At 67.1% G+C, this 24,997-nt stretch carries 20 protein-coding genes; 2 read left to right on the top strand and 18 right to left on the bottom strand.

Features of this window, described 5'->3' with window-relative positions; all coding sequences use genetic code 11:
* Window positions 1-8 precede the first annotated feature (8 nt).
* The 18 genes from ACMI1Q_RS00640 to ACMI1Q_RS00555 form a co-directional block, all read right to left on the bottom strand.
* Window positions 9-1,310, bottom strand: coding sequence for an LCP family protein (locus tag ACMI1Q_RS00640; RefSeq protein WP_419502445.1), 1,302 nt, complete (start codon window positions 1,308-1,310; stop codon window positions 9-11).
* Window positions 1,311-1,326: 16 nt separating this feature from the next.
* Window positions 1,327-1,917: a bis(5'-nucleosyl)-tetraphosphatase (symmetrical) YqeK gene (gene yqeK, locus ACMI1Q_RS00635; protein WP_419502444.1), complete on the bottom strand. Its 591-nt coding sequence runs from the start codon at window positions 1,915-1,917 to the stop codon at window positions 1,327-1,329.
* Window positions 1,907-2,530, bottom strand: coding sequence for a nicotinate (nicotinamide) nucleotide adenylyltransferase (gene nadD, locus ACMI1Q_RS00630; protein ID WP_394978913.1), 624 nt, complete (start codon window positions 2,528-2,530; stop codon window positions 1,907-1,909). Before nadD ends, yqeK begins: the two co-directional genes overlap by 11 nt.
* Window positions 2,531-2,559: 29 nt before the next feature.
* Window positions 2,560-2,856, bottom strand: coding sequence for a YhbY family RNA-binding protein (locus ACMI1Q_RS00625; protein WP_419502443.1), 297 nt, complete (start codon window positions 2,854-2,856; stop codon window positions 2,560-2,562).
* A 30-nt stretch (window positions 2,857-2,886) separates the two neighbouring features.
* Entirely contained in the window at window positions 2,887-3,618 is a 732-nt protein-coding gene (rdgB, locus tag ACMI1Q_RS00620; RefSeq protein WP_419502442.1) for an RdgB/HAM1 family non-canonical purine NTP pyrophosphatase, read from the bottom strand.
* Window positions 3,619-3,634: 16 nt separating this feature from the next.
* Window positions 3,635-4,552 carry a signal recognition particle-docking protein FtsY gene (gene ftsY, locus ACMI1Q_RS00615; RefSeq protein WP_419502441.1) on the bottom strand — a complete coding sequence of 306 codons (918 nt, stop codon included), beginning with the start codon at window positions 4,550-4,552 and terminating at the stop codon, window positions 3,635-3,637.
* 114 nt (window positions 4,553-4,666) lie between these two features.
* Complete coding sequence (smc, locus tag ACMI1Q_RS00610; RefSeq protein ID WP_419502440.1) at window positions 4,667-8,227, bottom strand: chromosome segregation protein SMC; 3,561 nt, start codon at window positions 8,225-8,227, stop codon at window positions 4,667-4,669.
* Between the two features lie 18 nt (window positions 8,228-8,245).
* Window positions 8,246-8,911 carry a ribonuclease III gene (gene rnc / locus ACMI1Q_RS00605; protein WP_419502439.1) on the bottom strand — a complete coding sequence of 222 codons (666 nt, stop codon included), beginning with the start codon at window positions 8,909-8,911 and terminating at the stop codon, window positions 8,246-8,248.
* A 22-nt stretch (window positions 8,912-8,933) separates the two neighbouring features.
* Entirely contained in the window at window positions 8,934-9,944 is a 1,011-nt protein-coding gene (gene plsX / locus ACMI1Q_RS00600) for a phosphate acyltransferase PlsX (protein WP_330059073.1), read from the bottom strand.
* Between the two features lie 33 nt (window positions 9,945-9,977).
* The gene (gene trmFO, locus ACMI1Q_RS00595; RefSeq protein ID WP_419502438.1) at window positions 9,978-11,285 is read right to left on the bottom strand and encodes a methylenetetrahydrofolate--tRNA-(uracil(54)-C(5))-methyltransferase (FADH(2)-oxidizing) TrmFO; all 1,308 of its coding nucleotides are present in this window, start codon (window positions 11,283-11,285) and stop codon (window positions 9,978-9,980) included.
* Entirely contained in the window at window positions 11,282-13,357 is a 2,076-nt protein-coding gene (topA, locus tag ACMI1Q_RS00590; RefSeq protein ID WP_419502437.1) for a type I DNA topoisomerase, read from the bottom strand. The genes trmFO and topA overlap by 4 nt, the downstream gene beginning before the upstream one ends.
* Window positions 13,358-13,376: 19 nt before the next feature.
* The gene (gene dprA / locus ACMI1Q_RS00585; protein WP_419502436.1) at window positions 13,377-14,462 is read right to left on the bottom strand and encodes a DNA-processing protein DprA; all 1,086 of its coding nucleotides are present in this window, start codon (window positions 14,460-14,462) and stop codon (window positions 13,377-13,379) included.
* Entirely contained in the window at window positions 14,459-15,241 is a 783-nt protein-coding gene (locus tag ACMI1Q_RS00580; RefSeq protein WP_177521331.1) for an RNA methyltransferase, read from the bottom strand. Before ACMI1Q_RS00580 ends, dprA begins: the two co-directional genes overlap by 4 nt.
* Window positions 15,242-15,356: 115 nt before the next feature.
* A complete protein-coding gene (rplT, locus tag ACMI1Q_RS00575) occupies window positions 15,357-15,710 on the bottom strand; it encodes a 50S ribosomal protein L20 (protein ID WP_177521332.1) in 354 nt (117 codons plus the stop codon).
* Between the two features lie 60 nt (window positions 15,711-15,770).
* Window positions 15,771-15,974 (bottom strand): 50S ribosomal protein L35, encoded by a 204-nt coding sequence (gene rpmI, locus ACMI1Q_RS00570; RefSeq protein ID WP_177521333.1) that lies wholly within the window; start codon window positions 15,972-15,974, stop codon window positions 15,771-15,773.
* Window positions 15,975-15,999: 25 nt separating this feature from the next.
* A complete protein-coding gene (gene infC / locus ACMI1Q_RS00565) occupies window positions 16,000-16,554 on the bottom strand; it encodes a translation initiation factor IF-3 (RefSeq protein WP_177521334.1) in 555 nt (184 codons plus the stop codon).
* Between the two features lie 202 nt (window positions 16,555-16,756).
* Entirely contained in the window at window positions 16,757-20,227 is a 3,471-nt protein-coding gene (locus tag ACMI1Q_RS00560; RefSeq protein ID WP_419502435.1) for a UvrD-helicase domain-containing protein, read from the bottom strand.
* A 15-nt stretch (window positions 20,228-20,242) separates the two neighbouring features.
* Window positions 20,243-23,464, bottom strand: a complete 3,222-nt coding sequence (locus ACMI1Q_RS00555) for a PD-(D/E)XK nuclease family protein (protein ID WP_419502434.1) — start codon at window positions 23,462-23,464, stop codon at window positions 20,243-20,245.
* A gap of 161 nt (window positions 23,465-23,625) precedes the next feature.
* Here ACMI1Q_RS00555 and ACMI1Q_RS00550 point away from each other — a divergent pair, with 161 nt between their 5' ends.
* Window positions 23,626-24,195 (top strand): HDIG domain-containing metalloprotein, encoded by a 570-nt coding sequence (locus ACMI1Q_RS00550; RefSeq protein WP_177522732.1) that lies wholly within the window; start codon window positions 23,626-23,628, stop codon window positions 24,193-24,195.
* Window positions 24,196-24,329: 134 nt separating this feature from the next.
* Window positions 24,330-24,986: a DUF1413 domain-containing protein gene (locus ACMI1Q_RS00545; protein WP_419502433.1), complete on the top strand. Its 657-nt coding sequence runs from the start codon at window positions 24,330-24,332 to the stop codon at window positions 24,984-24,986.
* The last annotated feature ends 11 nt before the right edge of the window (window positions 24,987-24,997 follow it).

Here is a 24,997-nt window from a genome sequence, read left to right as displayed (position 1 = left end):
ATGGGGGATCAGCCGGCGGCCTGACCGGCCTCGGCTTCGGTGTCCAGCTGGCCCATGTACTGCACGTTGGGGTCGGTGGACTCGCCCACGGTGGCAAGGGTGGGAACGTCCAGCTCATACACCGGGCCGCCGTAGGTGCGGAAATACTCGTTCAGCAGGTCGGTGGTCTTGGCCACGTCGCAGATCAGATGGGACTGATCGTTATAGCGCTGGGCGGCGGAGTAGGTGGGCAGTTTGCACATCATGATGTTGGCGCTGTCCACCTGCAAAAAGCTCACGCCCATGCTGATGAGCTCGTCCATGGGGATGTTGGTCTCCACATACTTGAGGGCCACCGGGGCCAGCTTTGCCAGATCCCACACGTTGGCGGTGCGGATGCGGGCGAACAGGCCCTGGTAGAAATAGCGCTGCATATCCAGCCGGGCGATGTCCGCCTGGGCGTAGTTGCGGTTGCGCACGAAGAACTCGGCGGCCTCGCCGTCCAGGTTGCGGTAGCCCTGCTCCAGGGTGCTGCCCTTGTAAGAGATGTCCTTGGGGATATAGACCTCGATGCCGCCGAAGAGGTCCACGATCTCCTTGAGGCTCTGCATGTCGATGGTGACGTAGTAGTCCACCGGCAGCTTGTACTGCTCGTGGATGAGCTCCATCAGGCTGCTGATGCCGTCGTTGTACAGGGCAACGGCATTGATCTTGCCGGTGTTGCCGTGCTTGTACTCCTCGCCGGGGTAGGTGTCGCGGGGGATCTGGAGCATGTTGATCTTGTGGTTGGCAACGTCAAAGTTGACATACATGATCATGTCGGTCATGCCGTCGTTGGAGCCGTCGCCGGAGTAGGCGCGGCCCTCCTCGTAGTCGATGCCGCACACCAGCACGTTCACCACATCGCCCTTGTACTCGGTGGGGGTGTTGATGATCTCGTTGATGGTGGGATTGCCGCCCTCGGGGCTGATGGAGCGCACCACCCACTGATAGAGGCCGAAGAGGCCGATGGCCAGCACGCCCACAAAGCAGCCCAGGCTGATGAGCACGGTTTTGAGCACGCTGCGCTTTTTCTTGCGGCGGCGGGGCGCCGAAGCGTGGGCGGCGGAGGCGGCGGCAGGCCGGGAGGCGGTGCGCCCGGAAGAGGCGGCCGCCGAAGAGGGCGCGTGGTAGACGTTGCGCGCCGCGCCGGAAGAGGAGGCGGAAGAAGCGCCGCTGCGGTTGATCTTGCGGCCGGCGGAAGAGGACGCGCCGCCCGTGCGGGACGCGCCCGACGCGCCGTGAGACGCGGAAGAAGTGTTGAGTTTCCTGTGCTGATTGGAATTGTTCATGGGGCAAACCTCCGTTTTACCGGGTGCTGACGATACGCTCCATATCGTCCAGCGCCCGCCTTGTGATCGGGTCGATGGTTTTGCCGCAAGCTTCCATCCACTCCACATTGTAGCGCAGGGCCGTGGCCACCGCCGTGTCCAGGTCCTGCAGGGAAAGCCGGCGCAGCTCCTCCACTTCGGGGTAGTCGCGCTCGGCACTGATCATGTCGCTCAAAAAGATGATTTTGTCCAATTTGGTCATGCCGGCCCGTCCGGTGGTGTGATACCGGATGGCGTCCAGCACTTCCCTGTCCTCCACACCCCAGCGGGTCTGGGCCAGGATGGCCGCGCAGACGCCGTGCCACACCGGGGGCGGGCTGTTTTCAGCGTTACCCGCTATTATAGCATTTTCCCGCAGAATCTGCAATAATTCCTCTTTCGGCAGCTCCTTGGCCGCGTCGTGCAGAAGGGCGGCCAGGGCCGCCTTCTCCTCGCTTGCGCCGTAGAGGGCCGCCAGTTCCACCGCCTTGTCCCTTACGTTGACGGTGTGGGTGAAGCGCTTTTTGGAGAGCGCCTTTTTCACCATTTTTTCGGCTTCGCCGCAGGTCATATTCTTGTCACCTTTCATAGAGATGGTTTTCTTCGATCACCCGCCGGGCCGCCTCTGGCACCGCGGACAGGTCCCGCCGGTGGGCGCGCAGGTCGGTGGAGGCCAGGGGCAGGGCGGGCGCGTCGGTGAAGAGCACTTTGCCGCCCTCGGCCTCCAGGGCCCGGGCGGCGGCGCGCAATGCGGGCATGTCCCCTTCTTCCCTGCTCTGGGCCACCAGCACCGTGCGGCGCAAAAGGTCCTGCCAGTCGCGCCATTCGGTGAAGGTGGTGAGCATGTCGCTGCCCACGCACAGATACACCGACGCGCCGGGGTATGTTTGTTCCAGCATCTTCACCGTGTCGATGGTGTAGCTCTTGCCGCCCTGGCGTATCTCCCAGTCGCTGACTTCCAGCGCCGGGAAAAGGGGCTTAAAGCACTGGCACATGGCAAGGCGCAGCGCCGCCGGGGTGGCGCTGGCCGCCTTGTGGGGCGGGATGCAGGAGGGCATCACCACCACCCGCGCGGGCTTTGCCGCCTCGATGGCGCTTTTGAGAAAGTGGATGTGACCGTTGTGGGGCGGGTCGAAGGTGCCGCCGAAGAGCAGCACACGTTCACCGTCCGGCCGGCGCGGGCCCCGGTTTTCCCCTTCCATGGCGGATGCTCCTTTCGGGTGCGCTGAGCTCATTTCAGCAGGTCTTCAAAGCGGCTCTCCTTCTTCTTTTTGAGGAAGAGCACGAACTTGGAGCCGATGACCTGCACCACCTCGGCGCCGGTCTTTTCGGCCAGCAGCTCGGCGGCCTCGCGGGCGGAGTAGAGGCTGGTCTCCAGCACCTTCATCTTGATGAGTTCCCGGGCGGCCAGGCAGTCGGCGGTGGACTTGATGAGGGTCTCGTCGATCTCGCCCTTGCCCACCTGGAACACCGGGTCCAGGCCGTTGGCGGCCTTGCGCAGCGCGGCGCGCTGTTTGCTTGTGAGCATGAAAAAATTCCTCCGTTTTTGGTTTTGTGTTCAGCGCAGCGCGCGGGTGAGGCGGTCGCCGTCCCGCTTTTGGTTGCGCTCAAAGCCCAAGGTACCCTCGATGGCGGTGATGGGCGCGCCCGCGCCCTCCCCCGCCGCCAGGAAGGCGGGCAGTTCCCTGTCCAGTTTGGCCATGGCCACGCCGCGGTGGCTGATGGCGTCCTTCTCCCAGTCTTCCAGCTGGGCGTAGCTTCGGCCCTCGGCGTTGGGGGCCTTGCCGCCCCCCGCAAGGCCCACCTCGTCGGGGATGAACAGCGGGTCGTAGCCGAAGCCGTTGGCGCCGGCCCGCTCGAAGCCCACCCGGCCCGGGCACTCGCCCAGCACCGTCAGCTGGCGGCCGCCGGGCAGGTAAAAGCACACCGCGCTGACGAACTTTGCCGTGCGGCGGCCCTCCTCCACATCGGAAAGGGCGGCCAGCAGCTTGTCGTTGTTGGCCTCGTCGTCGCCGTGGCGGCCGCAGTAGCGGGCGGAATAGACCCCCGGCGCGCCGTCCAGCGCGTCCACCGCAAGGCCGGAGTCATCGGCCAGGGTGGGCAGGCCGGCGGCCTCGCAGATGGCCCGGGCCTTGATACGGGCGTTTTCGGCAAAGGTGGTGCCGGTCTCTTCCGGCTCCAGCGTGATGCCCAGCTCCTTCTGGCTCTTGACCGTGTGGCCCTGAGCCTCCAGGATGCGGCGGATCTCCTTGAGTTTGCCGGCGTTGCCGGTGGCGGCGCAGATAAGCATGTCGTTTCTCCTTTTTTCAGTGCTCCGCGAAGAGAGCGTCGGTGAAGTCCTCGGCGGAAAATTCCATCAGATCGTCCATGCCCTCGCCCACGCCCACAAAGCGCACCGGCAGGCCCAGCTTCTGCTTGACGCTGATGACCGAGCCGCCCTTGGCGGTGCCGTCCAGCTTTGTGAGGATGATGCCGCTGGCGCCGGCGGCATCGATGAACTGGGCGGCCTGGCTGATGGCGTTCTGGCCGGTGATGGCGTCCAGCACCAGCAGGGTCTCCACGCTGGCGGCGGGGCAGGCCTTTTCCACGCTGCGGCGAATTTTTGCCAGCTCCGCCATCAGGTTGTGCTTGGTGTGCAGGCGGCCTGCGGTGTCGCAGATGACGATGTCCACCCCTTTGGCGGCGGCGGACTGCACCGCGTCGAACACCACGGCGGCGGGGTCGGCCCCTTCGCCGTGGCGCACCACCGGCACGCCCACCCGGTCGGCCCAGATGGTGAGCTGTTCGGCGGCGGCAGCGCGGAAGGTGTCGCCCGCGGCCAGCAGCACGCTCTTGCCCTGGCTCTTGTAGAGCCGGGCCAGCTTTGCGATGCTGGTGGTCTTGCCCACGCCGTTGACCCCGATGACCATGATGACCGCCGGGCGGCCGGAGAGGTTCATCGGGCCGTCCGCCCGCAGTTCCTCCACGATGATGGATTTCAGGGCTTCCAGCGCTTCGGCGGCGTTCTTGATGTGCTCGTGGCGCACCCGCTGGCGCAAAGCGGTCACCAGCCGGTCGGCCTCGTCGGCGCCCGCGTCCGCCAGGATGAGCTGGTCCTCCAGGTCATCGTAGAAGGAGTCGTCGATGCTGCCGGCGTTCATCATGTCCAGGATGCCGGCGAAAAAGCCCTTGCGGGTCTTGGCAAGGCCCTCGTCCAGTTTCTCTTTGCGGCTGAAAAATCCCATGGTCTGTTCCCTCATTTTCTGTTATTCCCGCCGCGGGGGGCGGGGCGTACTGTAAGTATATACGGCCGAAACGGGGCGAATGTTGCAAAATCCGCCGGTTTTCACACCTTTTCCTCAGGACACCAGCGAAGCGTCCACCTCGTCCAGGTCAAGGCGCAAAAGTTTCGACACGCCGTCCTCCTGCATGGTGACGCCGTAGAGCACGTCCGCGGCCTCCATGGTGCCGCGGCGGTGGGTGATGACGATGAACTGGGTGGCGTCGCAGATGCGCTGGAGGTACTGGGCGTAGCGCACCACGTTCACGTCGTCCAGGGCGGCTTCGATCTCGTCCAGGATGCAGAAGGGGGCGGGGTTCACCGCCAGGATGGCGAAGTAGATGCTGATGGCCACCAGCGCCTGCTCGCCGCCGGAGAGGGCGGACAGGTTCTTGATGACCTTGCCCGGAGGGGCCACCTGGATGTCGATGCCGCTTTCCAGCACGTTCTCCGGGTCGGCCAGGGACAGGCTGGCGGAGCCGCCGCCGAAGAGGGCGTTGAAGATGCGCCCGAAGTGGCCGTTGATCTGGTTGAAGCTCTCGGTGAAGATGGTCTTCATCTCGCCGGAAAGCTCGTTGATCATCCGTGTCAGCTCGGCCTTGCTCTTTTCCACGTCCCGCACCTGCTCCCGCAGGGTCTCGTAGCGGGTGCTGACTTCTTTGTATTCCTCGATGGCGGACACGTTCACGTTGCCCAGCGACCGTATCTTGCCCCGCACCTCGCCCACCTGGCGGCGCAGCTCGGTGACCGAGTCGAACTCCACACAGAGGCTTTGAGCGTCGGTCATGGTGAGCTGGTACTCCTCCCAGAGTTTGGCGATGGTCTGGTCGTACTCCACCTCGGCGGCGCTCTTGCGCTCGGCAAGGCGGGCCATCTCCTGGCTCATCTTTTCCCGCTGGTCGGTGATGGCGCGCACCTTCTGGGTCTTCTGGTTGACCTCGCCCTCCTTTTCCATGCGGCGGGCGCTGGCGGCGGCGATCTTCGCCTCCTGCTCCTCGATGCGGCCGGCGGCCTCCTCTTTCTGCAGGCGCACGGCGGCCATCTTTTCCTCGTTCTCGGCGTTCAGCGCCTCCAGACGGGCGATGCCCGCCCGCAGGGTCTTGTCCCGCTCGTCGCTCTCGCCGGAGCGGCTGGCCAGGGTCTCCAGCGCGGCGGCGTGGAGGTCCTTGTCCTTGCCGGCCTCCAGCCGCTGCATGCGCACGGCGGAAAGCTCGTCGGAGAGGCGGGCGCGGGTGGCCAAAAAGCTGTCGTCGCTGCCGGCCAGTTCCGCCAGCTCTTTTTCAAGGGCTGCAATTTCGCCGGCCAGCTTTTCCTGCTCGGCGGCGGCTGCCTTGCCCTCGGCCTCGTCCTTCGCCTTCTGGGCGGCGAGGCTGTCCGCCTCGGCGGCAGAAAGCTCGGCGGCGGCTTTGGCCTGGCTGAGGGCCGCCTCGATGCGGCGGGCCTCGGCCTCGGCGCGAATTTTATCGCCCCCGGCGGTGATGGCCTCGCTGGCGGCGGCGGTGAGCTGGGCGTTCAGCGCGTCCACCTCCGCCTTCCACTTGTCGGTGGCCTCGGCGGCGGCGTCCTGCTTTTTCTCCAGGTCCGCCACCTTCTTTTTCAGGTCCTCCATCTCCTGGCGGCGGCTGAACAGGCCCGCCGACCGGCTGGTGGAGCCGCCGGTGAAGGAACCGCCGGCGTTGATGACCTGACCGTCCACCGTGACCACGCGGTTGCGCCAGTCAAGGCTGCGGGCCACCCGGGAGGCCTCGTTTATCTCGTCCACCACGATGATGCGGCCCAAGAGATTGGCCACGATGTTGTCGTACTTCGCGTCGCACTTTACTAAATCCGCCGCCACCCGGGCGCTGCCGGAAAGGCGGGAGGAATCCATGCGGGTCCCCTTGACGGTGTCCAGCGGCAGGAAGGTGGCGCGGCCGGCCTTTTCGTCCCGCAAAAAGGCGATGGCGGCCTTGGCGGCCCCTTCGCCGTCCACCACGATGTTCTGCAAGGCAAAGCCGAGGGCCGTCTCGATGGCCAGCTCGTAGCCGGGCTGGACGGTGAGCAGGCCGCTCACGGTGCCCAGAATACCCCGCAGACGGCGATTCTGGGCGGCGCGCATCACGGTCTTGACGCTCTGCTGGTAGCCGTCCATGTTGCGTTCCAGATCGCCCAGCACCTGCAGGCGCTGCACGGCGGCCTCCCGCTGGCGGGTGATCTGCTGCTCGGCGGCGTCCGCCTCGTCCAGCTGTTTCTGGCGGCTGGCCAGCTTCATTTTCAGGCCGTTCTGCACGTTTTCCAGCCGGGCGAGGGTGTCGTTCACCGTGGCAAGGTAGGCCGCGGTGTCCGCCTGCTCGGCTTCCAGGCCCTTCAGGGCCTCGGCATTCTTCTCTTTGTCGGCGGCGATGGCGTTCAGCCGCTCGGCGGCGGCCGCCGCGCTGGAGGCGCAGGAGGCGGCCCGCACCTTCGCGTCGGTCTGGCGGGCGGTGAGCTGGGCCAGCAGGCCGGTGACAGCGCCCCGGCGCTCGCCGGTGGCGGCGTTCTCCGCCTGGATGGCCGCCAGCTGTTCCTCCCGCCGGGCGGCCTCGGCCTCCAGTTCGGCCATTTTGGCTTCCAGCTCCTCAATGGCCTTCCGGTGGGCGGCGGCTTCGGCGGCAAGGCCCTCCTTGCCCGCGCCCGCGGCCTCTATCTCCTCTTTAAAGGAAGCGATGGAGGCGTTGTTGTGGTCGATGTCGTTTTGCAGAACGGCCAGACGGCTGTCGCTGCCCGCCTGCTCCTCGGTGATGGCGCGGATGGCGGCGTTGCACCGCTCCACCTCCACCATCAGCCGCTGCATCTCCGCCTGGACCTGTTCGGTCTCGGCGTCGATGGCTTCTATCTCGGCGCAGAGGGCGTCGTAGTCCGCCTGGGCGGTCTCGTACTGGCGCTGCTGGGTGCGCACCGTCTCCTTGGCGCGGCGTACGCCGTCCACCCAGAGGGTGACCTCCAGCTCCTTGCGCTTTTCGCTCAGTTCCAAAAACTGGGCGGCCTTTTTGCTCTCCTTTTCCAGGGGGCCCACCCGGCTCTCCAGTTCGCCCAGGATGTCCCGCAGGCGGGAAAGGTTATCCTCCGCACCGGCAAGGCGGCGCTCGGCCTCGTTTTTGCGGTAGCGGTATTTGGCGATGCCGCTGGCCTCCTCAAAGATCTCACGGCGCTCGGCGCTCTTCGCGCCCACGATCTCGGCGATGCGGCCCTGGCCGATGATGGAGTAGCCGTCGCGGCCGAGGCCGGTGTCCAGGAAGAGCTCATACACGTCCTTGAGGCGCACGTTCTGGCCGTTGATGGAGTATTCGCTCTCGCCGGAGCGGTAGTATTTGCGGCCGATGACCACCTCGTCGGCGTCCACTTCCAGCCGGCGGTCGGAATTGTCCAGCGTGAGGTTGACCATGGCGTAGCCCATGGCGCTGCGCAGCTGGGTGCCGCCGAAGATGACGTCCTCCATCTTGCCCGCGCCGCGCAGCTGCTTGGAGCTGGTCTCGCCCAGCACCCAGCGGATGGCGTCGGAGATGTTGCTCTTGCCCGACCCGTTGGGCCCCACCACGGCGGTGATGCCCTGGTCGAACTTGACGCGGGTGCGGTCGGGGAAGCTCTTGAACCCCTGTATCTCCAGTTCTTTCAGTACCATTGCGTTGCTCCCAAAGCGTTATTTCACCAGGCCCATCAGCTTGAGGGCCTGCCGGGCGGCCGCCTGCTCGGCGGCCTTTTTGCTGTGCCCCTCGCCCCGGCCGATGAGGTTGGAGTTGAGGTACACCGCCATTTTGAAGTGTTTGTCGTGGTCGGGGCCGGTCTCCCCTTCCAGCTCGTAGCGCAGGCGCTCCTCGGGGTTCTGCTGGATGACCTCCTGCAGCTGGGTCTTGTAGTCGGCCTCGGCGGTCTTGCCCTCGGTGATGAAGGGCAGGATGAAGGCGCGGGCCACCTCGATGCCGCCGTCCAGATAAAGCGCGGCGATGAGGGCCTCGAAGGCGTCGGACACGACGCTGGGCCGCGTGCGCCCGCCGCCCCGCTCTTCGCCCCGGCCCAGGCGCAGATAGCGCCCCAGGTCGATTTCCTGGGCGAACTGGAACAGGGCGCTCTCGCACACAAGGCCGGCCCGGGCTTTGGTCAGTTCCCCCTCGGGGCGGTCGGTCCAGTGGTGGAACAGGTAGTCCGCCACCACGATGGAGAGCACGCTGTCGCCCAAGAATTCCAGCCGCTCGTTGTGCTTCACGCGGCCCTTGGCCTCGTTGGCAAAGCTGGTGTGGGTGAGGGCGGTCTCCAGCAGGGTGGGGTCCTTGAAGGTGTAACCGATGACGGTCTCCAGTTGATGCATGGAAAAATGCCTCCTGTTGGGGTCAGTTGGCGGCTTCGTCGGCCAGGTTGGCAAGGCTTTCGGCCATCACGCCGCACAGGTCGTTCTCCACGCAGAGTCTGGCCTGCCGGATGGCGTTCTGGATGGCCCGGGCATTGGAGGAGCCGTGGGCCTTGATGACCGGGCGGCGGGTGCCCAGCAGGGGCGCGCCGCCGTATTCGTCGGCGTCCATGCTCTTCTTGAAGTCGGCCACGCCGCCCTTCAAAAGCAGGTAGCCCACCTTGGTGCCCAGGCTCTTTTTGAACATCTCCTTCAGCTTGGAACCGAAGTACTTGGCGAGGCCCTCGGTGAGTTTCAGCACCACGTTGCCGGTGAAGCCGTCGGCCACCACCACGTCCGCATGGCCGGCGGGGATGTCCCGGGGCTCGATGTTGCCCACAAAGTGGATGGCCTTGTTGTTTTTCAGCAGCTGATGGGCCTCCACATAGGTGGGGGTGCCCTTGGATTCCTCGGCGCCGTTGTTCACCAGCGCCACCCGGGGCTGCTCCAGGCCCATGACCTTGTTCATGTAGACGCTGCCCATCACGCCGAAGGCCTCCAGCATGGAGGCGCGGCACTCCACGTTCGCGCCGCAGTCCAGCAGCAGGAAGGGCGTTTTGCCGGGGATGACGGTGGCCAGCGCCGGGCGCTTGACCCCCTTCACCGTGCGCACGATGAGGCTTGCGCCCACGTGCAGCGCGCCGGTGGAGCCGGCGGAGACAAAGGCGTCGCCCTTGCCCTCGGCCAGCATGCGCAGGCCCACCACCATGCTGGAATCCTTCTTGGCGCGCACGGCCTTGGCCGGCTCGTCGCACATCTCGATGACCTCGGTGGCGTTGACGATCTCGATGTTTTTCATCTCGATGGCGTTTTCTTTCACGCAGGCGGCGATTTTTTCCGCGTCGCCCACGGCCAGAATTTCCACGTCGGGCCAGGCGGCGGTGGCCGCGGCAGCGCCCTTCAGGATCTCGGCGGGAGCGTTGTCGCCGCCCATGGCGTCCAGAATGATCTTCATGGCAGTTACACCCTTTCCTTGTTGTTCTTTGTGTTATTCCGTTTCCTTTGCCCAGAGGGCCATGGCGGCCTGGGCCCGCTGGGAGATGGCGGCGTAGCGCAGGCGCTTGTCGCGGATGTGCTCGGCCAGCGGGGGCAGCAGGCCCATGTTCGCGCCCATGGGCTGGAAGTTCTTGTTTTCGCTGGTGATGTAGCGGGTGAGCTGGCCCAGCATGGTGTCCGCCGGGGGCGCTTCATAGCTGCGCCCGTTCAGGGCGGCCCAGAGGCTGCGGGCGGCCAGCAGGCCGCAGGCGGCGGACTCCATATAGCCCTCAAAGCCGGTGATCTGGCCGGCGAACCACAGGTTCTCGTGGCCTTTGAGGCGCAGGCCCTGGTCCAGCAGCCGGGGGCTGTTCAAAAAGGTGTTGCGGTGCATCACGCCGTAGCGGGCGAATTCGGCGTTGGCGAGGCCCGGTATCATGGAGAACACCCGCTTCTGCTCGCCGAACTTGAGGTTGGTCTGAAAGCCCACGATGTTGTACAGCGTGCCCGCCTCGTTCTCCCGCCGCAGCTGGACGTTGGCCCAGGGCCGGTGGCCGGTGGCGGGGTCCACAAGGCCCACCGGGCGCAGCGGCCCGAAGCGCATGGTGTCCGCCCCGCGGCCGGCCATCACCTCGATGGGCATGCAGCCCTCGTAGACGGTGAGGTTGCCGTCGAACTCATGGAGCTTGGCCCGCTCGGCGGCCACCAGAGCGGCGTGGAAGGCCTCGTACTCTTCTTTATTGAAGGGGCAGTTGAGGTAGTCCGCCTCGCCCCGGCCGTAGCGGCTGGCGGCGAAGATGCGGCTCATGTCCAGGCTCTCGGCGGTGACGATGGGGGCCGCCGCGTCGTAGAAGGAGAGCTCGTCGCCCCCGGTGACTTCGGCGATGGCCGCGGCCAGCGCCCCGTCGGTGAGGGGGCCGGTGGCCACCAGGGTGGGCAGGCTCTCGTCCAGCTCGGTGACCTCTTTGCGCACCACGGTGATGTTGGGCTGGCTCTCCACCAGCTGCGTCACCCCGGCGCTGAAGGCGTCCCGGTCCACGGCCAGGGCCCCGCCCGCCGCCACCCGGACCTTCCGGGCCACCGGCAGGATGTGGCTGCCCAGCAGGTCCATCTCGGCCTTGAGCAGGCCGGAGGCGGAGTCCGGCCGGTCGGCCTTCAGGCTGTTGGAGCAGACAAGCTCGGCAAAATTCTCGCTTTTGTGGGCGGGGCTTTTGCGGGCGGGCTTTTGCTCGAAGAGCTCCACCTGAACGCCCTTTTCCGCCAGCCACAGGGCGGCCTCGCACCCGGCGAGGCCCGCGCCCAGCACTCTGACCTTGCTCATTTGGTCACCTGGGTCTCGAACCCGCAGCCCTCTTTCGCGCAGTAGAGGCGGCTGCCTTTTTTGAACAGGGTGGCGCCGCACTTTTCGCAGGTCTGGGGCACCGGCTCATCCCAGGTCATGAAGTCGCAGTTGGGGTAATTCTCGCACCCGTAGTAGACCCGGCCCTTGGCGCTGCGGCGCAGCAGCATCCGCCCGCCGCACTTGGGGCAGCGGCCGCCGGTGTCCTTCACAAGGCGCCGGGTGTTGGTGCACTCGGGGAAGCCCGGGCAGGCCAGGAACTTGCCGTAGCGGCCGGTCTTGATGACCATCTTGCGGCCGCACTTTTCGCAAATTTCGTCGGTCTCCTCGTCGGGCACCTTGATTTTTTTGCCCTCCATGTCCTTCTCGGCCTTTTCCAGGCTGGCGGCGAAGGGCTTGTAGAACTGGTCGATGATGTCGTGCCAGTCGGCCTTGCCGCTCTCCACCTTGTCCAGGTTCTTCTCCATGTCGGCGGAGAAGGCCACGTCCACGATGGGGGCGAACTCGGCCAGCATCAGCTCGTTGATGGTGCGGCCCAGCACGGTGGGCTTGAGCTTTTTCTGCTCCCGCTCCACATAGCCCCGGTCCACGATGGTGGTGATGATGGGGGCGTAGGTGGAGGGGCGGCCGATGCCGTTTTCCTCCAGCGCCCGGATGAGGGTGGCCTCGGTGTAGCGGGCGGGGGGCTGGGTGAACTTCTGCTCGGGGGTCAGCTGGCTGAGCTTGAGGGTCTGGCCCTCCTCCAGGGGAGGCAGGGCGGTCTCCTTCTTCTCCTTCTCGTCGGTGGCCTCCTCGTAGAGGGCGGTGAAGCCGTCGAAGGTGACCACAAAGCCTGCGGCCCGGAACTGATAGCCGCCGGCGGTGATCTGGGCGGAGACGGTGTCCTGCTCGCAGTCGCTCATCTGGCTGGCGATGAAGCGGCTCCAGATGAGGCGGTAGAGCTTGGCGATGTCGCCGGAGATGCTCTTTTCCGCTTCGTCGGGGGTGAGGGACGGCACGCTGGGCCGGATGGCTTCGTGGGCGTCCTGGGCGGCGGTGGCGCTGCGGCTCTTGTAGGTGCGCTTGCCGGTGTAGACATATTTTTCGCCGTACTGCGCGCCGATGTACTCCCGCGCGCCCGCCACGGCCTCGTCGGAGACCCGAAGGCTGTCGGTACGCATGTAGGTGATGAGGCCCAGGGTGCCCCGGCCGGCGATGTCCACGCCTTCGTAGAGGGTCTGGGCGGCACGCATGGTGCGGGTGGCGGTGAAGCCCAGCCGGCGGCTGGCCTCCTGCTGCAGGGTGGAGGTGATGAAGGGGGGCGCGGGGGTCTTTTTGCGGCTGCCCCGGGTGAGCTTGGTCACCGTGTAGTCCTTGCCCTCCAGCGCCGCCACCACCTCGGCGGCCTTGTCGCCGGTGGGAATTTCCAGCTTTTTGCCGGCGGCGGTGCCGTAGAGCCGGGCGGTGAACTTCTTGTGCCCGGCGGCGAGGGTGGCGTCGATGTTCCAGTACTCCTGGGGCTGGAAGGCCTCGATCTCCTTCTCCCGGTCCACGATCAGGCGCACGGCCACGCTCTGCACGCGCCCGGCGGAGAGGCCCCGGCGCACCTTGCGCCAAAGGAAGGGGCTGAGCTTGTAGCCCACCAGACGGTCCAGCACGCGGCGGGCCTGCTGGGCGTTGAACAGGTCCATGTCGATGGCGCGGGGGTGCGCCATGCCCTCGGACACGCCCTTCTTGGTGATCTCGCCGAAGGTGACCCGGTTGGGCGCGTCCACCGGCAGGCCCAAAAGATAGGCCAGATGCCAGCTGATGGCTTCGCCCTCCCGGTCCGGGTCGGTGGCGAGGAAGACTTCGTCGGCCTTTTTGGCCTCGGCCTTCAGTTCCTTGATGAGCTTTTCCTTGCCCTTGATGTTGATGTATTGAGGCGCATAGCCGTGGTCCACGTCGATGCCCAGCTGGCTGGCGGGCAGATCGCGGATGTGGCCCATGCTGGCGGTGACTTCGTAGCCGTCGCCCAGATATTTTCCAATGGTTTTCGCCTTGGCAGGCGACTCCACAATGACCAGTTTCGACATTTGCTTCTCCTTAACGGTTTCATTTGCGGCGGAACAGTCCGCCGGCGCAGCCCCGGGCCTCGCCCGCCACTTCCAGTTCCAGCAGGGCGGCCAGGGCGCTGCCCGCGTCCAAGCCCGTCTCGGCGGCCAGCGCCTCCAGCGGGCGGGGCGTCTGGGAAAGGCATCCCAGCATGGTCTTTGCCCCCGGTGAGAGGGGCGGGGCCGTTTGCGCGGGGGCGGCGGGCTTTGCCCCCTGCCCTTCCAGGCCCAGGGCCTCCAGCAGCGCGCCGCCGCCGGTGGCCATGCGGGCTTTGCCTTCCGCCAGCAGACGGTTGGTGCCGGCGCACACCTCGCTGAAGATGCCGCCCGGCACCGCAAAGACCAGCCGGCCGTAGCGCTGGGCGTGGCCCACGGTGTTCATGGTGCCGCTTTTTTCCCGCGCCTCCACCACGCAGACAGCATCGCTCAAAGCGGCGATGAGGCGGTTGCGCAAAAGAAAGTTGCTGCGCTGGGCCGCTTCGCCGGGGAAAAACTCGCTGATGACCGCCCCCGTTTGTTCCATCTGCGCCCGCAGGCGGCGGTTGGTGGCGGGGTAGGTCTGGTCGATGGGGGTGCCCAGCACCCCGATGGTGGGCGCGCCGGCGTTCACGGCGGCCCTGTGGGCCTCGCTGTCCAGCCCGTCGGCAAGGCCGCTCACAAGGCAGACGCCCGCCTCGGCCAGCTGTTTGCCGATGCCGGCGGCGGCCTCCACGCCGTAGGCGCTGGGCCGGCGGGAGCCGATCATGCCCACGGTGTGTCCGGCGTTCAGGGCCGAGACCTCGCCGGTGACGAAAAGCGCCGGGGGCGCGTCCTCAATGTCCATAAGGCGCGACGGATAATCCGGGTCGGCCATGGTGAGCACCTGCACGCCCAGCGCCGCGCACCGGGCCTCCATGGGCGCGAAGACGGCGGGGTCGGTGGAAAGGCGGCCGCACTGGCCGGGGGTGAGCAGGCCGGAGAGGTCCTCCCTGCCCACCGCTTCGTGCACCGCCCGGGCGCTGCCGTAGACATCCAGCAGGCGGCGGCAGTGGGCCGCGCCGGGCCCCAGCACGAAGGAAAGCCACAGCCACCAGCATCCGTCGGTCATCTGCCCGCCCCCCGGAAGTGCCACAGCAGCACGCTGCCCGCCACGCCGGCGTTGAGGCTTTCCACCTTGTCGGTGATGGGGATGCGCACCGCCGCGTCACAGGCGGCAACGGCCGCGTCGGTGAGGCCCTGGCCCTCGCTGCCGATGACAAGGCACACCCCGCCGGGAAGTTCGGCGGGCACCTCGTCCAGCGGGCGGCTGTTGTAGAGGGCGGCGGCCAGCGCCGTCACGCCCTTTTGCCGCAGCGCGGCCAGCGCGTCGGGCAGGTGGGGCGTTTGCACCACCCTGAGGCGCGCCGCGGCCCCCATGGAGGCACGCAGGGCCTTGGGGCCGAAGGGGTCGGCGCAGCCGGGCGAGAGCAGCACGCCCTCGAAGCCGAAGGCGGCGGCGCTGCGCAAAAGCGCGCCCACGTTGCCGGGGTCCTGCACCCGCTCCAGCGCCAGCAGGCGGCCGGGCACGGGCAGGTCCTCAAAGCGGGCGGCGGGGCGTTCGAACACGCCGAACACGCCCTGGTGGGAGGCGCCCTCCGCCAGCTTTTCGGCCACGTGCTCCTCCACCAGATAATTCTCCCGGCCGAGGTTTTCCAGCGCGGGGGTCTTTTCCAGGGCGGCGGCGGTATAATATATTACCTTTAAGGGGCAGGCGGCGGCCAGATCGGTGCAGAGCTTCAAGCCCTCCGCGAAGAAGGCGTTTTCGCCCCCGCGGAAGGCCGCCGAACGGGCCAGTTTGCAGGCATATTTTATTTTGTCGTTTTCACGGCTGGTAATGCGGTTGGGCACTTCGCACCTCACAAGAAAAGCGCCGCGCCGAAGCCACAGCCCCGGCGCGGGGCCTTTTGCTGTCAATACAAAGCGACGCCCGTGCGTGCGCGCGGGCGTTGCTCGTTTTTTTATTTTACAGCGCCTTCTTGGCGGTCTCCACCAGAGCGGCAAAGCCGGCCTGGTCGTGGATGGCCATCTCGCTGAGCATCTTGCGGTTCAGCTCGATGCCGGCCTTCTTCAGGCCGTTCATGAAGCTGGAGTAGTTCATGCCCAGAGGACGAACAGCGTTGTTGATGCGGGTGATCCACAGGTTGCGGAACTGGCGCTTCTTCAGCTTGCGGCCGATGAAGGCGTAGTTGCCGCTCTTCATGACCTGCTGCTTGGCCATCTTGAAATGCTTGGATTTGCTGCCGTAGAAGCCCTTGGCCAGCTTCAGGGTCTTCTTTCTGCGTTTGCGAGTCATCATCGCGCCTTTGATACGAGCCATTGTTCTATCTCCTTTACACAGTCACTTGTCGAATTTCAGAGTCCTTGCCTTTTAAAGACCTCAGGCGTAGGGCAGCATGGCCTTGACAGCGGCTGCATTGGTCTTGTCGGCGTAGGCGTTCTTGCGGTAGCCGCGCTTGATCTTGGTGGTCTTGCCGTGGCCGTTGAGCAGGTGGCTGCGGTAAGCATGGCCGCGTTTCACTTTGCCGGTCTTGGTGAGCTTGAAGCGCTTCTTCGCACCGGAATGGGTTTTGATTTTAGGCATTGTTCGTTCCTCCTAAGATTTTGTGTTACTTCTGCTGGGCGCCGGGCTTGGGGCTCATGAACATCTGCATGCTGCGCCCCTCCAGTTTGGGAGCCTTGTCGACCTGCGCGTCGGGCAGCGCGTCGGCAAAGCGTTTTTCCACCTCGAGGCCCAGATTGGTGTGGGCCATCTCGCGGCCGCGGAATCGGATGGAGACCTTGATCTTGTGGCCCGCCTTCAGGAACTTCTCGGCCTGATTGACCTTGGTGTTGAAGTCGTTGGTGTCGATGTTCAGGGAAAGGCGGATCTCCTTGATCTCAATGACCTTCTGGTTCTTCTTGGCTTCCTTTTCGCGCTTTTGCTGCTCGAAGCGGTATTTGCCGTAGTCCAGGATCTTGCACACAGGCGGCTGCGCCTGGGGCGCGATCTTCACCAGATCCAGGTCCTGCTCCTGCGCCAGGCGCAGCGCCTCCCGGCCGGACATGACGCCCAGCTGGCTGCCGTCTGCGCCGATCAGGCGAACTTCCCTGTCACGGATGGCCTCGTTGATCTCGATCTCTTTTTTGCCGTTGGTAGCGATTTGGATACACCCCCATATCATTTGCCCGGAAAAATGAACGCGGCCGCCGATTTCCGGCAGCCGCGCGAACACACAAGACACACCGCGCCCAAAGCGCGGCAGAGCATCTTGACCCGGGCCCGTGGGGCCCCAAGGTGAGCGCGGCGGCAAACCGTCAGCTGCTTTCTTTACTCGAATAGCTTACCACGCCCGGGGAGCGGTGTCAAGCGGTTTTTGAAAAAAATCACTCGAAAGGCACGTCTATTTCCCGGCCAAGGGCAAAACTGTAGAGCGTGAGCTTTTTCACCGGCTTTGCCAGCCGCCGCGCCACCGCCTCCGCGTACATCCGCAGCTGGGCGGCGTAGGCTTTGGTGAGTTCTTCCCCGCTTTTGCCCCGGTCGGTCTTGTAGTCCAGGATCTCCAGCCGGTCGCCGAATTCCAGCACCACGTCCGCCACGCCCTGCACCAGCACCCGCGCGCCGGCGCCCGCCGCTTCGGGCGAGAGCTTTTCGGCGGGGATGGAGGTGATGAAGGCGTACTCACGCAGGACGCGCTGGGCGGCCTGCACGCGGGCAAAGGCGTCGCTTTCGAAAAAGGCGCGCAGGGCCTTCCAGGGCAGGCTGTGGTGCTGCTCGGCGGTGAGCAGCTTTGCCTCCAGCTGGCGGCGGCCCTCCCCTTCGGGGTCTTTGGCCGCGGCGGAAAGGTCGGCGTGCTGCAAAAAGGCGTGGAGGGCGCTGCCCTGCTCCGCCCCGGTGAGGCCCTCTTTGTACATGAAGGCCGGCCGGGCGGGGATGAGTTCCTCGCCGGTGTGGGCCAGCGCTGTGACGCTGACCTTGGCGGGCACCGTTTGCAGCGCCGCCCGGGGGCTGTTCCAGCCAAGGCGGGCGGCCAGGGCCGCGGCAAGGCCGGCGTCCGGGGCGGCGGCGGGCAGGCCCGCGGCAGCGGCGGGGGCGGGCTGCGCGTCCGCCGGCTGCTGAAAGTCCACGGTGAGGGTGCCGGCCATGGGGCGGGGATGCATCGGCACCGGCGCGTTCACCAGCCCCCGCAGGCATCCGGCGGAAGGATGGGTGAGCAGGGCCAGCAGCACCCAGTCCGCCCGGCTGGCGCAGTGCTGCAAAAGATAGGGCTGGCACCGGCCCGCGGCGGTGAGCTGGGCCGCCAGCCGTTCCAGCGTGCCCAGGGGATTTTTCAGGCTCATGGTGAGCAGCAGCTTGTCCTTGGCGCGGGTGGCGGCCACATAGAACACCCGCATCTCCTCGCTGACGGCGTCCGCCGTCTGGGCGGCCTGCACCGCCCGCAGGGGGGCGGTGGTGTAGGTGCCGCCCGTCCCTGCCCGCAGGGTGAGCCCCAGCCCCAGCCGGGGATGCAGCACCACCGGGGCGATGAGGTCCTCCCGGTTGAAGGGCCGGTCCAGCCCGGCGGCGACGACCACCGGGAACTCCAGCCCCTTGGAGCGGTGCACCGTCATGATGGACACGCACCCCGGGCGGCTCTGGCCCTGTTCGGGGCCGGGCACGCCGCCCCCGGCCAGGGCCGCGTCCATGGCGCGCACCACGCCCGCAAGGCCGTTTTTGCCGCAGTCGGCGGCAAAGGCGGCGAAGCGGCGCAGGTTCTGCCGCCGCGTCTGGCCTTCCTCCATCGCGCCGGCGGCGGCAAGGCAGCCGGTGCGCAGGAAAATTTCTTCCATCAGCCGGTCCACCGGCAGGGTCTGGGCCAGCCGCCGCAAGGTGCGCAGCCAGTCCATGAAGGCGGCGGCTTTGCCCCCGGCGGCGCTCACCGCGCCGTAGAAGCTGCCGGCGGGCTGCGCCGTGCGCAGCCGCACCAGGTCGTCCGGCTCAAAGCCGCCAAGGCCCAGCATCACCGCCGCCAGATGCACGTCCTGGGAAGGGTTATCCAGCACGCGGACAAGGCTGGCCAGCACCCGCACCTCCGGCGCGTCCAGCAGGTTCTCGGCCCGGTCCACGTAGACCGGGATGCCCTCGGCTTCCAGCGCGTCGGCATAAACGTCGAAGTTGGAGCGGCTGCGGGTGAGGATGCAGAAGTCCTCATAGGCGGCGGGCCGCTCCCCGCCCCGGCCGTCCCGCACGGTGAAATTGGAGGCGGGGTCCGCCAGCTCCCGGATGCGCCGGGCGATGAAGGCCGCCTCGGCGGCGGGGCCGCCGTCCCCTTCCACAACGTGCACCTCGCACCCGCCGGCGTAGCCGCCGTAGGCCGCAAGGCCGCCGAGGCCCGGCACCAGCTTTTCGCCGGGGCCGTAGTCCACGCCGCCCACCTCGTCGCTCATCACCGCTTCGAAGATGGCGTTGACCCCGTCGATGACCCCCGGCGCGCTGCGGAAGTTCGCGTCCAGAAAGACCTTCTGGGGGCCCGTGCCGCCGTGGGGGGCGTAGCGGGCCAGCTTGTCCCGGAAGACCTCCGGGTCCGCCTGACGGAAGCGGTAGATGCTTTGTTTCAGATCGCCCACGAAGAAGAGGTCCTCGCCGCCGGGGGCGGCCAGGGCGGCGTAAAGCGCGTCCTGCAGGGCGTTGGTGTCCTGGTATTCGTCCACCATCACCGCCGCGTACTCCCGCCACAGCTGGTCCGCCAGTTCGGTGCGCGCGCCTTCCGGCGTTTGCAGCAGACGCAGGGCCAGATGCTCCACGTCGCTGAATTCCAGCAGCTTTTCCTCGCATTTTGCCTGCCAGAAGCGGGCGATGAAGTCCCGCTCGGCCTTCACCAGCGCGGCCACCAGCGGCGCGGCGGCCGCCCGGTCGGCGGCGAACTCCTCCCCGGTGCAGACGAACACCGTGTCCTGCAGGCGGGCGAGGGTCTTTTTCAGCACGTCCCGCCGGGCCTTGATGCGCTCCATGTGGCAGCCCTTGTAGCCCCGCACCGCCTTGAGAGGCTGGTAGCTGAGGGTGCGGAAGGTGTCGAGGATGTCGTTCCAGGGGGCGGACGCCACGGCGGCCTCCACCGCCTGGGCGGCGGCCACGTCGCTTTGCAGCGCGGGCAGGTAGTTGCCCAGCTCCCCGTCCGCCTGGGCCTCGGCCAGATTTTCCAGCGCCAGCGCAAGGGCGCACTTCGCCCCCCGCGCCCCCTCGGCCCGCAGGGCCTTGCCCCACTCGGTGGCGTCCAGCGGCAGGCCGGCCGCCCAGTCGGCGGCCAGCTTGTCCAGGCTGGCGTCCGGGAAGGGCATGCTGGAAAGAAAGTCATAGAGCTGTTCCAGCACCCGGGCGGCCTGCTTGTCGCTGCGGCCCTTGCCGTACAGGTCGGCAAAGGCGCAGAAGTCCGGGTCGGTGTAGGCGTTTTCCAGCGCGGCGGCCAGGGCCTCGGCCCGCAGGCGGGCCAGCTGGGGCCCGTCGGCGGTGGAAAAATCCGGCGGGATGTCCAGCTTGCCGAAGTGGGTCTGCACCAGCTGCAGACAGAAGGAGTCGATGGTGCCGATGCTGGCCCGCTGCAGCAGCATGCGCTGGCGGCGCAGCCAGGCCGAGCCGGGGTGTTTGAGCTGTTCCTCCGCCAGCCGGGCGGCCAGCTTTGCCCGCAGGCTTGCCGCCGCCGCCCGGGTGAAGGTGACGATGAGCAGCTTGTCGGCGGGCACGGGGTCCTTGTCCCGCACCAGCAGGCGGGCGGCCCGCTCCACCAGCACGGCGGTCTTGCCGCTGCCCGCGGCGGCGCTCACCAGCAGGGCCGAGCCCTCGTGGTCGATGGCGGCCCGCTGGTCCTTTGTGAACTGCATGTTCCCTTCCCCCTTTCATTCCTGCCGGCGGCAGACGTTCCGATAATCGCACCAGCGGCAGTGGGTCTCTTTTTTGCGGCCGGCGGCCAGCGGCTCGGCGGCGATGTGGCCGGCGTAGAGCTCCTCGGCCATCTGCACCATCAGGCGGTCCAGTTCGCCCTCCAGCTTCGCCAGCTCCTCCACCGAGGTGAGAGCCTCGCCCAGGCGGGGGTTGCCCGCCTTGTCAAAGCGCACCGGCACATACAGGCCGGTGGCGGCGCTGTCCATGGCGGAGAGCACCTGCGGCTCGTTCACCACCACGCCCTCCACCTTGTAGTCGAGGCCCCCGGCGGCGGTGTTCCGGTCGGCGCGGGCGGGGGCCGGGTCGGCCATCAGGTAGAGCACCCCCGCCGGGGCGGGGTCCTGGAAGGCGCCGCCGGCATTGCGCACCAGCGTGAACAGATACACCAGCATCTGGCAGCCCTGGCCCCGGCGCACGTCCTCCAGCAGGAACTCCTTGCTGCCGGTCTTGTAGTCCACCACCCGCAGCCAGGTCCTGCTGCCCTCGCGGCAGGCGTCCACCCGGTCGATCTTGCCGATCATGCGCACCGTCTCGCCGGTCTTGGTGGTGAGCACCACCGGCGGCACCTGGTCCGGCCCGTCGCCAATGCCCAGCTCAAAAGCCACCGGGCGGAAGGAGCCCTGGCGCTGCTCGGCCTGGATGAAGGCCAGCAGGGCCGAGGCGCTTTTTTGCAGCCGCTGGATGAGGTATTCAAAGCGGGCCCCTGCGCCGGGCATGTTGGCGGCCACGTACTCCCGGGTGACGGCGGCGGCAAGGTCCGCCAGCTCCGTCTCCGAGAGGTCCACGAAGCCCGCGCCGGCCCGTTTCAGGGCCTGCTCCAGGATGTAGTGCACCAGGGTGCCGGTCTGGTCGGCGGTGAGGGCCGCCTGCCTGCGGGGCCGCGCGCCCAGCACGTATTCCAGAAAATAGGCGAAGGGGCAGGAGTAATAGCGCTCCATCCGGCTGGGAGAAAGGCGCATGCTGCCCCCCAGCAGCCGGTGCATGGCGGCGGTGTCCCGCACCTGGAAGGGCTCGGCCAGGGCGGCCCGGCGCACCGGGGCCAGGGCGGCTTTGCCCTCTTCGCTTGCCTCCACCGCCTCGTAGAGGGCGGCGGTGGCGGGGCTGGCGGCGTTCCAGGTCTGGCCCAGCAGGTCCAGGGCGGCGGCGGGGGTGGCGGCCAGGTCCGCCGTCTCCAGCGCGGGGGCGGCGGGTTCCAGGCACTCCTTTGCCTCGGCCAGGGCGCTGGTCATGGGCAGGGAGGCCGGGCCCGCGGCCCAGCTCATCCACACGCCCCGGGCGGCGGCGGTGAGGGCTTTGTAGAAGCACACCTGCTCGCGCACCATGCGGTTTTCAAAGCAGTCGGGCATCTCCACGCCCTGGCGGATGAGGGCGTCCCGCTCGGCGTGGGTCAGAAGGCCCCGCTCGCCGGGGGCGGCGGGGAACTCCCCTTCCGCGAGGCCCAGCACGAAGCAGTAGTCCGGTTCGTCCAGCCGCATGCGCCCGGCGGTGGTGAAGATCACCGCGTCCAGGCTCTGGGGGATGTGCCCCAGGTCGGTGGTGCGGGCCAGCAGGTCGAACAGCTCGCCGTACTCGGCGGCGGGCAGGGTCTCGTCCCCCAGCAGCAGGGCCATCTGGTCCAGCAGGTCCGCCGCCAGGTCCCACACCCGCACCGCCTCCTCGGCGGCGGGGATGCCCTCCTTCTGCTTCAGCGCCTCGGCAGAGGCGGTGAGCTTGTCCTCCGCGCCCAGGGCCAGCATGGTGCGGAACAGCGTTTCGCACAGCGCGGCGGCGGGCTTTTTGCGCGCCGAGGCCGCGAAGTTCGCCAGCACCGGGGCGAGTTTTGCCCGGGCGGCCTCCGCCAGCGCCAGCTGCTCGGCGTCGGCGGGGCGCATCTCGCCCCCGAAGCCCGCGGGCGAGAGGGTGAAGGGCTGCTGCCACTGGGCGGCGGACAGCTGCCAGGTATAAGCGTAGTTTTCCAGCGCGCAGAGCTCGGCCTCCGAGAGGCTCGTCAGGCCGGTCTTGGCCACCGCCAGCACCGTCTCGGTGGAAACGCCCCGGCGCACGATGCTCAAAAGCGCCTTCACCAGCCGCAGGGGCGCGGCGTGCTCGGCGCTGGCGGGCTCGTCGAAGAAGAGGGGCACGCCCGCCAGCCGGAACTCATAGCGCACGGCGGCCAGATACTGGGATGCGTCCCGGCAGATGACCGCCATCCTGCCGTAGGGCACCCCCGCCCGGGCCAGCTTTGCCGCCGCGGCGGCGGCCAGCTTGGCCTCGGTCTGGCGGTCCTCCGCCCGCAGCAGGGTGAGCTGGCCGGGGTCGGCGGGGCCGGGCGCGGGCATGTCCCCCGCCAGCAGCGCCGCCAGCCGGGCAAGGTCCGGGGCGTTTTTGTGGCGTTTGTCCTCGGTCAAGATCACCGGCGAAGCCACCGCCACGCCGTTTTTGCGGGCCATCTCCCGCAGGGCCCCGGCCATCTTTTTGGCCCCGCTGAACAGGCCCAGGCCCCCTTCCCGGTCCTCCAGCCCGTCGGCGCACAGGGCCACCGTGATGGACTGGGCGCACCCGAGCATGGCCTCCAGCATTTTGCGCTTGGGAGCGTTGAAGGTGTCGAACTCGTCGATGAACACCTCCACCCCCTCGAAAAATCCCGGCGCGAGGCGCTCGGCGGCGGCCGCCACCCGGTCGGTGGGGTCCATGGCCGAACCCTCCAGAAGGGCCTGATAGGCGGCGTAGACCCCCGCCAGCTCCCGCAGCTTTTCGCCGGAAGCGCCCGCGCCCGCCGCCAGCTGCTCCAGCTGGGGGGCGCTGATGCCGGCGCTTTTCAGCTCGTTCAGGGTCTCGGCGCACTTTTCGCAGAAGGCGGTGCTGCGCCGGTGGCGGCTGTAATAGTGCACGGTGTCGCCCATGGCCTCCAGCGCGCGGCGCACCAGCACCGCGCGGCCCGCGTCGGTGAGGGTGCGCACCGCCGCGCCGCCGTAGGTGTTCAGCAGTTTTTCCGAAAGGCTGGTGAAGCTGTGGCTCTCCACCCAGCCGGAATATTCGTCCCCCAAAAGGGTGTAGATGCGGTTCTCAGTGCTGGAAGTGAACTGTTCCGGCACCAGCAGCAGGCTGCGCTGGCCGGCCTCGGCCCGCGCCTTGATGCGCCCCAGCAGATAACTTGACTTGCCGCTGCCCGACGGCCCCAGGACCAGTTGCAGCATAAACGTCCCTCCCTGCGAAAAAAAGTCTCCTAAATTTATCATACGCAGGAGGGGGCGGTTTGTCCACTTGACGGGCGGGGATTTTTTTGCCCGCCGCCTCTGGCAATTCCCCGCCCGGTGCGTTATAATGAGGAAAAATCACCGGAAAAGAGGTCATCATCATGCCCGGACTTACCATGGAGACCGCCCGCCAGCTGCTGGCGACCACCACCACCGAGGACCATCTCTTTGAACACGCCATCGGCGTGAGCGCCGCCATGGGCGCCATGGCCCGCCACTTCGGCGCGGACGAGGAGTATTGGAAAGCGGTGGGCTACCTGCACGACTATGACTACGAGCAGTTCCCCGAGGAGCACCTGCACCACACCGCCGAGCCCCTGCGCGAAGCCGGCGTGGACGAGGAGAGCATCCGCGCCATTTTGTCCCACGGGTGGGAGTTCTGCACCGACGTGAAGCCGGAGACCGACATGGAAAAGAGCCTGTTCACCGTGGACGAACTCACCGGCCTGGTGGGCGCCACCGCCCGCATGCGTCCGGGCGGCATCTCCGACCTGGAAGTTTCCAGCGTGAAGAAAAAGTTCAAGGACAAGCGCTTCGCCGCCAAGATCGACCGGGCGGTCATCCAGCAGGGCTGCGACATGCTGGGCATGGACCTGGCCGACGTGATCGGCCTGTGCATCGAGGGCATGCGCACCGAGATGGACGCCCTGGGCCTTGGGCCGAAGGAATAAACCGCAACAGCAAGGGGTCCCGCCGGCAAAAACCGGCGGGACCTTTTTATTTTGGATTTTTATCTTGCATTTTCTGAAGATCCATGGTATTATTTTTCATGAAAATCAGGAATGCCAAAAAAAGGGGGCTTTTGATGGCAAAGACGGTGACCATTTCGGTGACGCTCACGCAGGCGGAGCTCAAACTGGCAGAAAAACTGGCCAAAGAACACGGGCTGCCGCTGGCCCAGTGCGTCAAGCAGTTTCGGCTGTGCGACCAGGTGTTTGAGGAACACTTTGAAACGCTGAAACAGCGGGCGGCGGCCCAGCCGGAAGGGCAGCCCTTCACGGTGATGGGCCTGTTCGACGACGCCGAGTGGAACGACCTGGACCGGGGGCTGAAGCTCTCCCTCGGGCGCACCTTCAATCATTTTGTGCGGGGCGGCAAGCTGCCCGGCGTGCGCCCTGCCGGCAAGAACAGCTCCAACGTGCAGCTCTATGAAAAGGAGCGGCCCCAAACGGCGCTGGAAGAGCGACTGGCCGCCCTGGCCGCGGAGTACGGGCTGGAAAAAGCGGAGCCCGGCCCGCTGACGGAAGAGCTGGTGGAGCGGGGCGAAGCGGCGGAACTGGCGCAGCTGCTGGAGGAGGCAAAACTCGCCGGCAGCAGCACCGAGCAGGCCCTTGCCCGCCAATACGAGGCGGCGCTGGACGAGGCCCTGCGCTTCGGCCCTCTGGAAAACAGCCGGGACGAAGCCTTCTGCAACTGCGGCGAAGAAGAGCAGGGCGAAGCCTTCGACGGATGGGATTTTTAACGACAAACGCC

It is taken from the genome of Candidatus Allofournierella excrementavium, from assembly GCF_048526665.1.
GTDB lineage: Bacteria > Bacillota > Clostridia > Oscillospirales > Ruminococcaceae > Allofournierella_A > Allofournierella_A excrementavium.
This window is presented reverse-complemented; position numbering and strand designations above follow the sequence as displayed.